The sequence below is a fragment of the Blautia sp. AF14-40 genome (genome assembly GCF_003479665.1).
In the GTDB taxonomy this organism is placed as follows: Bacteria; Bacillota; Clostridia; order Lachnospirales; family Lachnospiraceae; genus Fusicatenibacter; species Fusicatenibacter saccharivorans.
This window is the reverse complement of record NZ_QUHK01000004.1, coordinates 161,024-174,041: the sequence shown is the minus strand read 5'-3', so window position 1 is coordinate 174,041 and position 13,018 is coordinate 161,024. Positions and strand designations below refer to the sequence as shown.

Genomic DNA, 13,018 nt, shown 5'->3' with positions numbered 1-13,018 from the left:
GGCAACGTAATAAGCAGAACCGCCTTCCAGCTAAGCAACCGCCAGATCGAAGGTTTCCGAAAATCGGTCTGCTCCATCCGAAATTACACGCCAGAGCAGCTTGTCCGGCTGAATGTTTCCAGTTTTTTTCATTCGGAAAAAATTTTGTATCACATATTGCATTTTCTTTATGGTGCGACCATGGCGGAAAAACGCCAGAAAAGATGTCTGTATCAGTTTTCTCCGCCCCGCACCGGACAGCACAGAAGCGGTACAGATTTTCTTATTTTTCACATGTACCCTCTGCGGTACCTGGGAAATCATTTCACCCTGCCCCAAAAGTACGTAAAGTGAAATTTCATATTCCTCCGCATCCAGGCGGCGCAAAAGTTCCAGCAGCGCTGTTTCCGCTCCCGCCCGGCCAAGGGTGTTGATCACAAACAAAATTTTCTTCATTCGTTCTTCCTTCTTCTATTCCCTTATAACTCTCTTGCATTTTTGCCCGTCAGTTTTTCCAGTTCTCTCAGAATTCTTTCATTCTCCTGGTTCAAAAGAGAAACCAGAATCGCCAGTTCCTGGTTTTTCATTAACAGGGAAGAGATCTGAATTGTCATCTGGTAAACGCCCCACAGAACCAGAAGCGCTGTGATCAGAAGAACAACGAGGCTCCCAAGCCCGATCCGGCTGCTCCATCCGGAAAATCTCGGAACCGCTCCGCTTAAGATTGCTGCAATTCCAAGCAGTTCCCAGGTAACTGCCAGGTTTACGGTCAGCTTCTTTTTCGCATGAAGCACGAAGGTAACGATCATAATTCCAATTCCCATCAAAATAACGCAAGCTTTTACAATTGCTGCTGTGCTCATTTACGCTTCCTCCTTCTGCTCTTGCTCTGCTTTTCTTTCATAAACCATACCGGATGGCCGTTTCCCCTTTCCCTGAGGAATCAGATTTCCACGGCAAAAGACATGTCTGTCCATGTTTTTTTCTACCCATCGCAGTCTCGCATATGCCACACTCCATCCTGCAAATGCTCCTGCTATGACCCCGGCGCCATACCAGATCACCGGTAAATGTGTTGCAATCAGACTGCCAATCCATGTCACCAGGCAAAACACGATCGCTGTCCAGATTGCCCCTGTCAGATCGTCAAAATAATACAGGAAGATAATTTCCGCATACATCAGAAACAGAATAAAATATCCAACCGCAAGTGACGGATAAATTTTCAGTGTCATACCGGAAAATCCCTCCCCTGGTAGCAGAATAACACAGATCAGATAAACCACAACAGAAATGATAAACTGTAACCGCGCCAGTGTCATCAGTTCACTGGAAAGCTGACGGAACATCCGTTTCTTCGCATTGTCAATATCGGCGCCTTTTCCGCCGATGACTGCCTCCGAGTACAGTTTATATTTTTCGTGAAAGTTCATCTCCACACGCGCAATAAAGATGATCGTTGCGGAAATGTTGGTAAACATGGCGAGACAGGATGCCATATCGTATGGCTGGTTACATACGAAACTTTTTGCAATCTCCATCCGCATATCCGTTGTCCAGAACACAAAATTGTGAATGTATAACCCAAGGATATACAAAAAGTTTGTAAAAATCAATTTCCAATATTTCCTAAAATACTGCAGTACCGGCCGGTAATGATTGCTATTTCGCACAAAATACCGGCGGATCAGCGCATTTTCCAGCGTTGCCGTCACAAAAAATCCGATCGTCAGAGAAAACAGCATACTCCATGTTGTCTCCCACTTCAGAATAAAGTGTAAAATCAGGGCAAGGACAAATGCCACCAGCATGCCGAAGAAAAAATACTGTGAAATCCGTTGATAATCTTTGCAAATAGAAAGATAAATCATCGAGTAAAAAACAAGCACCAGACTGATATAACCGCAAAAGCCACAGAATACATATGCGGTTGGTACCTTTCCCACAAAATGTTCCCAGAGACAGAACGGAATCCCCAACAGACAGCTGAGACCAATGTTCAGAAGCATACCAATATGATAGCAGGGTAAAATATCCTGATACCGCTCTTCGTAGATCACATCAGACATATAGCGGGACAGCACCGCATTAAACGGGGACGCCGTCAGAAGAGAAAAGATAAAGGTATAAAGAATCGTGCAGGAAAACAGCTCTCTTGTCACATATCCCACACTGGCAAAATCCAGCAGATATTCCATTAAAATCAGATTGATAATGATGACAAACATGGGCGCAACCGTCACTACGGTGCTGTAGAAAAATCCAACCAGATTTGTCGTAAGTGTATTTTTTTCAAAAATCCGATTCAGCCGAACTCCGATTCCTGCCATATCCTCTTCCTCCTTTTTTGTGCCTGCTCCGGTTTTACTTTTCCTTATCCGGCAGTTTTACCGATTCTTCCTTCCACTCCAGCCCCATCTGTTCTGCGAAATCCCGGTAAATCTCCCAGTATGTTTTCTGCATATATTCTACTCTATATTTCTCCATCACACGGCGATAGCCGGTCTCTCCCATTTCCAGGCGCATTTTTTCATTTGCCGCCATATCCAGCATCGCCTGCGCGATTTCTTCAATATTCATGATATGCGTGACAATTCCGGCCGCACCGAAATCATCACTTTCCCCGTAAATCAGTCCATAGCAGTTTCCGACATCCGTTGCAATCACCGGCTTATGCGCCGCATAGCTTTCCAGAATGGTCAGCGGCTGTCCCTCACTTATGCTGGTCAGAATGGTCACATCCATTCTTCCAAGATAATCGCGGATATTGATTCTTCCGGTAAAAACAACATCCGGGATTTCCATATCCGAGACAAGCTGGAAACACTCCTCGGCATATTCCCGGTCTTCTTCCCATGGTCCCATAATCCAGAGTTTCAGACGGTCATCTTTTTCTTTCGCAAAACCAAATGCCTGAATCATCGTTTTGACATCTTTAATCGGGGTCACACGCAGTACCGCACCGATGTTGATTTTTCCTTCATCTTCTTCCGTTTTCCCCGGAATATTCTGCAGATTTTCCACACGGATTCCGTTTGGCGTGACCATGGTTTTTTCGATCGGGCAGCCAAGTTCGATCTGCAGTTCCCGTGCATGTTCAAACAGTGATGTAATGAGCGTCCCTTCGTTGTACGCCAGCTTTGACATTTTTCGAAACTGATCGATCCAGATATTTTTATAGATTCCTTCTACCCATTTGGCTTTGATCAGTTCTTCTTCCCGCTCTCTGGTGTAAATTCCGTGCTCAGAAATCAGGAGACGGCTGCCGTAGAAGTGTTTTGCCATGGCACCAAGAACCCCCGCATAACCGGTTGCAACACAGTGGTACAAATCGGCACGCGGTATTTCCGTCTGCATGGTGAGAAACAGCGGCAGATAAATCGAACGCATCGTCCACAGGAAATCAGAAAAGACAATCTGACTGTATTTCAGATTATAGCAGTCTCTGACCGCATTCAGAAAATCCTCCCCCATCAGTAGCGCATTCAGGGAAACATTTTCTTTCTGGAAAAGGTCAAACAAAACATCCCACTCGATGTCCTGATCCAGAATCAGACTGCGCAGTGCCTGATACTGTTCTTTTTTCAGCCGTTTTCTGTGCAGTTTCTTGCTGCCGCTCCAGTCCACATCGTCAAGATAAAGTTCATAGACCGCAGACACATTTTTCGGCAATTCATAGGCATATTTTCCCCGCTGGGAACGATTTGCCGCAATTGCAAGAATCACAAATTCCGTTTCCGGAAACAGCTGGATCAGGCTGTGTACCCAGCTTGAAACACCTCCTACGACGAAAGGGTAGCATCCTTCCGCAACAATGCAGACTCTCATTCGTTTTTCGCCCCTTTCTCATAGTAATACCGTTGATCCGATGCTCCAAGCGTAATCCTTACCTCACTTTGCTCTGCGCGAATCAGCCACGCGGAATCTTCAAGTTTTTCTGCTGTTCCGCCTGTAACTTTTCTGACATCTTCATTGTGCGTGCGAAGAACATAATACGCTGTTTCATCGGTTCCTGTTGTCCTTAATGTGATGGCATTGTCTTCTCTGTCATCTTCATAACGGGAATTCAGAAATGTCCGGATTCTGGTGTCACATTCCGATACGGTCGTGCCGTCAAAACCGGAGAATAGCTTCCAGTACGTAGAAAGATTCGCCGCAAATTCCTTGCCGATATTTTCCCAGCGATCCTCTTCTGTTTTCGGATAAAGAATAGCATCCAAATCCAGCAGAACACTGGTATATCCAAGTGCAGATTCCACACTCTTTACTTTCATCCAGGAACGGTATGTAAATTGCTCCTCTTCTTCCGATATCACTTTCTGGCTTGTAACCTGATCGTTCTGATATCTTACAATATCCCCCTCGGTATCCTTGGCTTTTACAACCGTACGAATCTGTTCAAGAACAGGCTGCTGCAATGCTTTTTCCATTTCTTCATCCGTCTGTTCTCCAGCGTAAAAAGAAGAAAAAGCAAACGTATTCAATTTTTTTTGCATGAACTCCTGATCTTCCTGCAGTTTCTGTATCACATCCGTTTCTGACTCACAAGTACCGGAAAGCCCTGTTTCCCCTTTTTGCTCATTAATCAGTTTCACATAATAGTTCAGCATACTGCCATCTGGTTTTGTTGTACTGCTGTAATCAAGCTTCGGCGCCAGCATACAGGTCAGTCCGAGATGATTCTTTTCATAAACAGAAGCAAAAGAGGGCCAGATGATATCACGGTTAACAGCTGTTGCTGTGTTGCCGTAAATCTCCTGCATCTGTGCTGTATTTTCCTCTGTCAGAACCGGAAAATTAGCAGCAATCAGATTCTGTGCATTTACGACCGGGTAAATCAGATAATCTCTTGTCTCGTAAAGCATTCCGGTCAGGATTCCAAGTCCCGTTTCATCCTCCATATAATCTCCGTTTACTGCAAAAACATAGGCATTTCCCGTACTTTTTCGCCAGATTGCAACGGGATGTTCCTGCACTTTTAAGGTACTGTCTTCCGGAATACCTTTCATATAAGCTTTCGTACCACCTGCCAGTTTAAACCACGGAAAAGTCAGTTCAAGATCCTGCATCTTTTTCTCTTCCTGTTTCTTCGCCTCATAAATGTTTTCTCCGCCAAGCATCAGATTCGCATACAAATCCATTCCCTTCACCGTTACCTGATCTGCTGTAATTTTTTTGATGCCAAGCAATTCCATGAATTTCTGATTCTTTTTTATCACAGAAACATCAGGCAGATTTGCAAATACAAGATGAATCCCCTGTTCTGTACATTTTTGCAGTTCCACGGTATCCTTTACGGTTGTCCAGTCTATATTTTCCGAATTCACAATCACCATTTCCGGCAGCCTGGTATCTTTTTTCTCCATTGCTTTCTCATATTTTGTTATCGATGAATAGACTGCTGACTCATATTTCATATACCGGCACCATTCCTGAACAACGGTACCGATAGAGTCGCTCTTTTCTGCTCCGATATAAACAATGGTTCCCCTGCTGCCCTCTATGTTAATCTGATCGGAAGCATCCACTGCTCCAAATGCTCCGCTTCCATCCGCTAACGTTTCTTTATCCTTCGCATATGCATTTGTATCGTAATAGTTCAGCTTTTCTCTTGCCACATTCAATCCCTGGAATAAGAAAAGAACGATCGCCATAATGATTGTAATTGCTACAAAATTTCTACGCGAAACCATCTCTATTCTTCCTCGCTTCCTGCCTTTGGCGTTGGATTGTTATATCCGTAATCAATTGCAAAATTGTACGGACTGTTTACGTTCTGCTGTACACGATAACAAATAAAACTGTCTGTTTCATAATAGACTTCCATCTCGTCTGGATAAAGTTCTTTAAATTTCTGTGTCCAGTAATAAATATGGCACATCGTATACCACCGGTTTTCTGCAAAATACGGTTCAATTCCGCCTGCTGACGGAAGGGATGCTTCTGCTCCCTCCACGGTTACTTCTTTGTGGTTGGTACTTCCCGCATAATCAATTGGAATTTTTTCCACAAAAAAATATACATTCTGTGTCGGCATAATGATCTCCGGATTTTTTTCCAGATCCTGCAGTTCACGCAGAAAAGTAATGGTCTCATAATGGTAGCCGTAAAACTCCGTCATTCGAAGTTCATCATCGGCAGAGCAGATGGTCCAGGTGAAATTCCTGTTTTCTTTTAAAATATTGGTAACGCAGGCAATCGCTCCATTATCTTCCAGAGCGTCTACAACAATCGGCTTTCTCAGAAGACCATTTGATATCACAGCAGAAACCGCTATGACTAAAGTAAGGATAGATGCAACATTGCTGACCCATCTTTTCTTCCACCATCGTATCAGGAGATGTACGATGGCATCTGCTCCCAGCGTCCATGAAAAACAAACCGAATAGCAAAGGAAAATGCTGCAGCGGTTTGGATCCATCAATGCCGGCAAATGCAGCAGGGATGCACATTGCAGACAGCACATACAGAGCAGATAAAAGGCAGTGGAAAAAATCACTCCCGCAAAATCAATCTCCCGTAAAAGCACCATCAAACTTCCAAGCGCAGCCAAAAGCACAATACTTCCCAGGGTAATTTCCACAATATATGGTTTTACATTCATCACATTTACGCGAATGCTGCTTCGAACTGCTGCAAATTTTTCTTTTAAACGTTCCTTTAATGGCTTCTGCTGCTCCTTCGCTTGTTCTGCCAGTTTCTCTTCAGCCGCTTTTTTCAGCGCCTCGACCTGTGATGCACTGACTGTTGAGCCGCCATCCCTGTTTTCTGTCCCCTCACTTTCCGAAATGGTGCTCAGCTCTGTATTTTCCACCAGAGAATCTGTCGCTTCCGTTTCATCATCCTTTCCTCCATTGATAACACTTAATCCCCAGTACAGGGATCCCTGCAGTCCTTTTCCCATCGCAACACCCGCCGCCATGGGCAGTACAGAAAGCAGCACACTCAGGATTCCCGTTGCCATAATTCTGCGGAAATACTTCCACCGGGCAAACCGGAAACAAAAGCCGACTGCAACGCCAATGCAAAACAGCCCGGCGATCATCGTGCTGTAAAAGTGGATCGTCAGCGTAAGCGAAAATCCAATGGCAAACTGGATCAGATACCAACGGCAGTTTTGATCCAGTTCTTTTTTTTCATTCTCTTCTGCCTTCTGCTCTTTTGCAAATTCCTGAAAAAAACGGATCGCCATGCAGACAGACGTCAGAATAAAGATCATACTGAATTCCTGCGGCAGCGCACCTTCAAATCTTGCATACGTATTCCGGTTAAAAATATCCATCACATAGAACAGCACGCCAAGATATGGAGTAAATCTTCCCTTGCACACCATTTTCAGCGCCACAACCATTGCCAGATATACAAAATATGTCTGCACTACGCCAAAGATCCGCAGCAAGACATACGTTTTGATCCCAAACACCATATGCAGATAATAAATCACGATGTGAAATCCATACGGGTACACACCTGCAACCCAGATGTTGTTCCGATCCAGCTCATTGATCCAGTAGTTGTGTACCGGGATATCACTGGCTTTATAACCGTAAGCTTCGATCATATTCGGCCCATAGACATACGTAATTGCCGCAATCGCGGCCCCCATCACAGCAAGCTCCAGCAGCACATTCAGCCATTGCTTTCTTTTTCCACGGAAAAACCGCCTGTAAATGGTCCCTCGCAGCTGCACAAGCGAAGTTTTCTTTCCACGTTCTCCACTCAGCAGACGCTCTACATTCTCCAGAACCCACTCGATCACACCTGGAATCTTACTTCTTCTTTTCCAGATCCACACCAGAAGAAACGGCCCCACGGTGCCTGCCGTCAGTGTCACACGATTGCTGATATGAAGAAACTGCAGCAGATATACCAGATAGATGATATAAAAATTTCCCGCAAAAAAATATCCGGTCAGCTGTTCCGCAGCAGAAAAACGGCGGAACCGCTTCCGGAGTACCAGCCATGGGAGGAACAAAGTTACAATGCCATATGCCGCGACAATTTCCAGAAACTGTAAAATTGTAAGCCATTTCATTGTCATAATCTCTGTTCCTCCTTTCTGCTTTTCTTTTTCTTCCTGCTTAACTGAAAATCCGGATCAGCTCCAGCGTCTCATTATCAATAATAATATCAGACTCTTTCAGTTCCTGCAAAACTTCGAAGAATTTCTCTTTTTCCCCCATTGTGAAATACAGTTTTAACCGGCAGGTATACGCTGCCAGCGCATTTCCGTGCTGCCGTGCCAGACGCATACACCACTTTTCGGTTTCCGGAATTTTTTTTAAATCCAGAAGTTTCAGGCACAGTCCCTCGTACCGGTCTGCCGTAATTCGTGCACCGTTTTTCTGGTACAGCGATTCGGCCGCTTCTTCCAGCATATTGACATACTTGGTCTGCTCCATTGTTGTAAAAATTTTCTGACTTAAAATTCGATTCATATAATCGATCAGCATTTCTTCACATTCTGTTTCCGTCTCTGTTTCCTGCTGCATCTGCGTGTACATTTTCTGCACATTGGACCGGAAATCGTTCAGCTCATCCCGCAATACCGAGGCCGCATAATGGGATGTCTCAGAATCTTCGCTGTTCAGTGCCATGGTAATGGATTCCAGGGATTTTTGCATATCTCCGCGGATCACATTCAGCATCAGCATACGCATATTCCGCTTGTCACTGACGGCAAGCGATTCTTCCAGCGGCGCCATGTTGCGCTCCCGCTCCTCGTCCGCTTTCAGATGTGTCTGCACACGTTCCTTGCTGAAAATAACATCTTCCAGATCGACCGCCTGGCGGAATACCGTCTTGTAAATCAGATAACTGCACAGAAAAAATGCCGGACCGACGACCGGGCAGAGAACCATGACGATAAAACGAATAAAAAATGCTCTCCGATTGTCGTACTGAATCTCCTCCCCCTGCTCTCTTTTCAGATCACACGCCGGAACATAAAGGAAAATTCCAACCAGCAGATACACAAGCGCAATCAGAGCATTCACGATCCACAGGATCACAAACGCCAGTGTTCCGTTTATGCTCATGCGGCCACCTCCCCATTTGCAATTGTACTCTCATATCCAGCTTCTGCAAAACGAGTAATAACACCCAGCGCATTCTTTTCCTCTGTATCCGAAAGCAATACATACAGGCCGCCATCCAGCATTCCGACGTAATCGGTCTGTCGCAGTTTCTTTCCGAGCACCTCTGCTGCTTCCAGATATTTTTCTTCTCCGCAGGTAATCTTTACCAGGGAACATTCTGTCAGTCCATTCCGCTTTGCCTCAAAAAACGCACTTACCAGCTGTGTAAATGCCTCTTTTTCCAAAATGCTGCTGTTGCCCAGATAACGGTGCTCCCGGAGTGCTTCCAGATAACGGTTTGCACGGACAACCGCATTCTGAATCAGATAGCTGATGACCGTCAGACGATTGGACTCGGCCAGGTTCATGCGGTCCCACGGAAGTCCCCACAGCATCAGAATGATCTGCATTTCATCCTCCGCATAAATGGCCTGCGCCATCAGCGGATAGCGCTCATCCATCGTCTTGTTGATGAATACGCGGCGTTCTTTCAGATCCGTATACATCGCTTCCATCTCCGGGTAGCGGATGGAATTTCCCAGCTTTCTGGCCGTCGGCGAAGTAAAGGAAAAGAGACGCGCATACGACTGGTTGGCAACGGTGTAAACCGCCACATCCTCCGTATTCATCAGCTTGGAAATCGTCTGTGCTGCATAGAAAAGCACCTCATAGGCACCGTATTGATCCAGTGACGATGTAATTTCATAAATTTTTCCAAGACTGTCCTTCTGGTTGACAAGCTGCAGTTCAAAAATCTGTTTCATCCGCACATTGCTGTCGTTGATCTCAGTCATATCGCCAAGCTGTCCGTGCAGATAGCTGATCTCCTCCTGATCGTCCTTTTTGATATGATGAATCTGGTCACGCATGTAACCGACTACCATGCCCAGGATAAAAAGCTGCGCCATCCAGATATACGTACTGTAATCCATCAGCACTTCCAGACCGCTCTGGTTATACATCTGGCGGAAACAGTAGCCAGCCGTCGCCAGAAGCGCTGAGAAGATCGCCTGCTGCTGTCCATACACAATCGCAAACAAAAGCACATACAAAAGATACGCATCCAGCTTTGCAAAATACTGGCTGCCGACCGCACGGTTATGAATCATAAAGAACGGGATAAAACAGATCAGGTTTTCCAGATACGGAGCCAGCATGCGGAAAATCCGCACCAGCAGTCTCCAGACCCGGTTGCCCCATCCGGCGCCCGTATCTTCTCTCTGTAAAAAGGAACTGCTGTATTTCTTCATATACTCTACAACAGCTTTTACGCCTTCTTCGTATGGGACAAAAATTTTTCCGTCAAATTCTTTCCTGTACCGTCTGCCATCCAGCACCAGGCGATAGCCCTCTCCGACGGTATCATCCCGAATCGTCGTTCCGTCTCCCGCATTCTGCTGAATCAGCTCTGCCAGTTTCATCTGACTGATGACCTCGCCGGAAGAAATGTGATACAGCGGATATTTCGGATGCTCTGCCATCATCACGCGGTACGCAAACTCCACCGCATCGCTCTGATAAATCATGGAAAAAACATTTCGGCTGTTTGCTGCAATCTGATTGGTTTTCAGCATTTCCAGCATCATCTGGAAACATGGGTTATTGTCGGCCTTTCCTTTCCGTGGAATATCATACATATGATCGAAGCGCAGAACCCGCGTGTCCATCTCTCTGGTGTCACGATAGCTTTTGCAGATATTTTCTCCCTGCAAAATCGCCATTGCCTGAAAGCTTTTGGACGATGCCGGTTCCGTTTCGTGGATATCGCTGCTGTAAGACCGGCCATAAACAACTTCGGAAGACAGGTACACAAAACGACCATTTTGTTTAAATGCATACGCCGAAAGAAGGTTCGTCAGATCTGCGGTGTAACGGACCGACTCTCTTCTGGCATCACTCCAGTCATAGTTGGTATCGTAAGCTCCGAGAAAAATAACAAGATCCGGGTTTACATTGGTAAAAATTTCCCGCACGCTCTCGCTGTCGTAGGGGAAATTATACCGTTCGAAGACGCGGCGGTACTTTCCTCTTCCATCCCGCTTTCCGGTCAGCAGATATGTCTTATGTCCGTCTTTTTCCATTTTGGTGATCAGAGCATCCATCAGTCTGCTCTCGCCGCCGACTAAAAATACTATCATACGCTACCTCGCCGTTTTCGTAGATTTTTCAAACACGCTCCAGGATACCATAGTTTCGGAATGTTTCCAGCACTGCGTTTACGTCCTCCTGCACTTCCTCCGCCGGCATATCGTAAGCTTTTCCGAGCCGTTTTGCAATCTCTTTTGCAGATACGGCATCGCCGGTCTGCTCGTAAATAAAAGCTGCTGTTTCACTCAGTGTGAGTACCTGATTCATCTTTTCCGCCGTCGCCCCATATGGAATCAGAACATATTCGTCTGCAATCTGTCTGAGTACAAAATCACCTTTTCTGGTCATTTTTATCTCCATTCTTCTGCGTCTTGCTTTTCTTTCTTACCTCAGAGAAAAACAAGGATACTAATAGTTCTATTATAGCCCTACCCAATTGCATTGTAAACTTTATTTTGCTTTTTATTGATATCTGTAATAAAGTTTTATTTCTCTGCACTTTCTTTTTCCATTTTGTGATATACTAAAACATATTTGAAAAATCTTTTCCCCAAAGGAGTATCTTATGCAGCCGCTTGATGCCGTTTATTTACAGATTTTAAAAAATTTATGCACGGATTTGTCCGAACCGGTCCCGCTTGATGGTGTGGATCCGTCCGCCTTATACCGTCTGGCCGAAAAACACTGTTCGCTTCCGTTTCTTCTGCCATATTTTGAACAGCAGCCGCAGTTTTCTGCTCTCAAACAGCAGACGAAGCAGATGCTGCTCTCCTATTATCAGCTGGAACATTTTACACGCCTTACTTTTTCGCTCCTCCTTGCGGAGAAGATTCCCTGCTTTCTCTTAAAGGGCATCAGTCTCGCCGCCAATTATCCCATTCCCGAATATCGGAAGCTGGGAGATCTGGATCTTTATATTCCCGAAAAAGATGCTTTTTCCCGTGCCTGCCGGATTCTTAACGCTCATGGCTACACGGAGGAGCCGGAGGAGAGCGATCACCATGTCACCTACCGCTTCACTTTTCCCGAGACTGGCCGCTCCTTTACGCTGGAACTCCATTACCGCATCGTCGGTATTTATCAGTTTTCCCGGGCCAATGAACTGGTGGACGAAATTTTTTCCGCCAGTCATCTGAAACCATCTTTCGTGGAACTCTACGGTCAGACCTATCCGGTACTGCCGCCAACGGAAAATGTGTTTTACATGCTGCATCACATGCTCAAGCATTACCTCTACAGCGGTTTTGGCAGCCGTCTGCTCTGCGATTTCACTCTGTATCTGGAACGTTATGCCTCCGAGGTTAATTTTGAAAAAATCCACTTCTGGTGCCGGGAATCGAAAATTTTTCATCTGTATGAGCTGATTCTGGAATCCTGCCGTATTTATTTCGGTCTTTCTGCCTCCATTGATCCGCAGGTTCACTGCTCTGCCTCTGACTGTGCCATTTTTCTGGAAAAAATTCTCGCAGACGGCGATTTCGGCAGTGATACACAGAGAAAAATTGTCAGCAGCGGTTCCTACCAGCACACCGGTATCCATGCCTGGTTCCACGAAGGCCATATTCAGATGAAGCTGCGGTTCCCAAAGCTTCATAAATGCGTACTTCTCTGGCCGGTTCTCTGGGTCATCACATTTTTCTGTTTCCTGTCCAACACCTACCGTATCCGCCACACGACACTGCGGCAGACGCTGGCAGACTTCCGGGCCGATAACCGGAAGACCAAGCTGTTAAAAATCTTCGACAACAACGATTTGCAATAAAACGAAAAACGAGTAAGCGAACGTCTCCCCTGTTCACTTACTCGTTTTTCTGTTCTGTCAATCTATGGGAATGCGTCTTCCCTCTGCCTATCCCCTTGCAAAGGTTCCACGC

Annotated in this window: 10 protein-coding genes; 1 reads left to right on the top strand and 9 read right to left on the bottom strand. The window is 45.6% G+C overall.

What is annotated here, in order from left to right; genetic code table 11:
• Positions 1–30 precede the first annotated feature (30 nt).
• From DWW13_RS19305 to DWW13_RS04995, 9 genes are read right to left on the bottom strand one after another with little or no spacing between them, the layout of a single operon-like run.
• Positions 31–435: a hypothetical protein gene (locus DWW13_RS19305; RefSeq protein WP_243026019.1), complete on the bottom strand. Its 405-nt coding sequence runs from the start codon at positions 433–435 to the stop codon at positions 31–33.
• 23 nt (positions 436–458) lie between these two features.
• The gene (locus tag DWW13_RS05030) at positions 459–842 is read right to left on the bottom strand and encodes a DUF2304 domain-containing protein (RefSeq protein ID WP_055220892.1); all 384 of its coding nucleotides are present in this window, start codon (positions 840–842) and stop codon (positions 459–461) included.
• On the bottom strand, positions 843–2,309 hold the full coding sequence (pelG, locus tag DWW13_RS05025) for an exopolysaccharide Pel transporter PelG (RefSeq protein ID WP_022461102.1): 1,467 nt from the start codon (positions 2,307–2,309) through the stop codon (positions 843–845).
• Positions 2,310–2,343: 34 nt separating this feature from the next.
• Positions 2,344–3,807 carry a GT4 family glycosyltransferase PelF gene (pelF, locus tag DWW13_RS05020; RefSeq protein ID WP_022461103.1) on the bottom strand — a complete coding sequence of 488 codons (1,464 nt, stop codon included), beginning with the start codon at positions 3,805–3,807 and terminating at the stop codon, positions 2,344–2,346.
• Positions 3,804–5,672 (bottom strand): DUF2194 domain-containing protein, encoded by a 1,869-nt coding sequence (locus tag DWW13_RS05015; RefSeq protein WP_055220894.1) that lies wholly within the window; start codon positions 5,670–5,672, stop codon positions 3,804–3,806. Before DWW13_RS05015 ends, pelF begins: the two co-directional genes overlap by 4 nt.
• Positions 5,673–5,674: 2 nt before the next feature.
• Positions 5,675–8,020, bottom strand: coding sequence for a hypothetical protein (locus tag DWW13_RS05010; RefSeq protein WP_117813386.1), 2,346 nt, complete (start codon positions 8,018–8,020; stop codon positions 5,675–5,677).
• 40 nt (positions 8,021–8,060) lie between these two features.
• Complete coding sequence (locus DWW13_RS05005) at positions 8,061–9,017, bottom strand: hypothetical protein (protein WP_022461106.1); 957 nt, start codon at positions 9,015–9,017, stop codon at positions 8,061–8,063.
• Positions 9,014–11,194 (bottom strand): NAD-dependent epimerase/dehydratase family protein, encoded by a 2,181-nt coding sequence (locus DWW13_RS05000; protein ID WP_117813388.1) that lies wholly within the window; start codon positions 11,192–11,194, stop codon positions 9,014–9,016. Before DWW13_RS05000 ends, DWW13_RS05005 begins: the two co-directional genes overlap by 4 nt.
• A gap of 28 nt (positions 11,195–11,222) precedes the next feature.
• A complete protein-coding gene (locus tag DWW13_RS04995) occupies positions 11,223–11,492 on the bottom strand; it encodes a PqqD family protein (RefSeq protein WP_022461108.1) in 270 nt (89 codons plus the stop codon).
• 217 nt (positions 11,493–11,709) lie between these two features.
• Between DWW13_RS04995 and DWW13_RS04990 the strand changes: the two genes are divergently transcribed.
• Entirely contained in the window at positions 11,710–12,906 is a 1,197-nt protein-coding gene (locus tag DWW13_RS04990) for a nucleotidyltransferase domain-containing protein (RefSeq protein WP_022461109.1), read from the top strand.
• The last annotated feature ends 112 nt before the right edge of the window (positions 12,907–13,018 follow it).

What these genes read in the sequence shown, in the direction of transcription:
- DWW13_RS05000 (WP_117813388.1), bottom strand. Translation starts at nt 11,194, where the DNA reads ATGATAGTATTTTTAGTCGGCGGCGAGAGCAGACTGATGGATGCTCTG.
- DWW13_RS05030 (WP_055220892.1), bottom strand. Translation starts at nt 842, where the DNA reads ATGAGCACAGCAGCAATTGTAAAAGCTTGCGTTATTTTGATGGGAATT.
- pelF (WP_022461103.1), bottom strand. Translation starts at nt 3,807, where the DNA reads ATGAGAGTCTGCATTGTTGCGGAAGGATGCTACCCTTTCGTCGTAGGA.
- pelG (WP_022461102.1), bottom strand. Translation starts at nt 2,309, where the DNA reads ATGGCAGGAATCGGAGTTCGGCTGAATCGGATTTTTGAAAAAAATACA.
- DWW13_RS05010 (WP_117813386.1), bottom strand. Translation starts at nt 8,020, where the DNA reads ATGACAATGAAATGGCTTACAATTTTACAGTTTCTGGAAATTGTCGCG.
- DWW13_RS04990 (WP_022461109.1), top strand. Translation starts at nt 11,710, where the DNA reads ATGCAGCCGCTTGATGCCGTTTATTTACAGATTTTAAAAAATTTATGC.
- DWW13_RS05015 (WP_055220894.1), bottom strand. Translation starts at nt 5,672, where the DNA reads ATGGTTTCGCGTAGAAATTTTGTAGCAATTACAATCATTATGGCGATC.
- DWW13_RS04995 (WP_022461108.1), bottom strand. Translation starts at nt 11,492, where the DNA reads ATGACCAGAAAAGGTGATTTTGTACTCAGACAGATTGCAGACGAATAT.
- DWW13_RS05005 (WP_022461106.1), bottom strand. Translation starts at nt 9,017, where the DNA reads ATGAGCATAAACGGAACACTGGCGTTTGTGATCCTGTGGATCGTGAAT.
- DWW13_RS19305 (WP_243026019.1), bottom strand. Translation starts at nt 435, where the DNA reads ATGAAGAAAATTTTGTTTGTGATCAACACCCTTGGCCGGGCGGGAGCG.